This is a genomic window from Acinetobacter lactucae, assembly GCF_013344765.1.
GTDB classification, from domain to species: Bacteria; Pseudomonadota; Gammaproteobacteria; order Pseudomonadales; family Moraxellaceae; genus Acinetobacter; species Acinetobacter lactucae_A.
The window spans coordinates 1-393 of record NZ_JABVBF010000449.1 but is presented as its reverse complement, the minus strand read 5'-3'; the positions used below and the strand labels follow the sequence as shown (position 1 = coordinate 393).

At 51.4% G+C, this 393-nt stretch carries 1 protein-coding gene; it reads right to left on the bottom strand.

Features of this window, described 5'->3' with window-relative positions; all coding sequences use genetic code 11:
- Window positions 1-197 precede the first annotated feature (197 nt).
- Window positions 198-393 (bottom strand): ferritin-like domain-containing protein (locus HUN22_RS17795; protein ID WP_302675976.1); only part of this gene is annotated, 196 nt, incomplete at its 5' end.

The window sequence follows — 393 nt, the reverse complement described above, 5'->3', positions numbered from 1 at the left end:
ACTTTGGCCACGACCAAAGTAACCCACCGGAAGGGCGGAAAGGTGAAGAAGCGACTCCATGGCAAATGGATATTCACGCGGGACAAATGCCGGCTTTTAGTTAAATTTTCGGCCTATGGTTGGCCCGTGGTAAGTGGGTCAGCCTAACCTTGTGCCAAGGCGAAGTTCCATCACCGTTCCGCTCTTACGCAAAGCAGTCAGAGGCCCTGCAGCAAATCCGACATGTCATCGGCGTGCTCTTCTTCCTGTGCCAGAATATCTTCGAAAATACGCCGCGTAGTCGGATCCTTATCGCCGATGTATTGGATGATCTCCCGGTAACTGTCGATGGCAATCCGTTCCGCTACTAAGTTCTCCAACACCATTTCCTTGAGCGATTTACCCTCTACATAC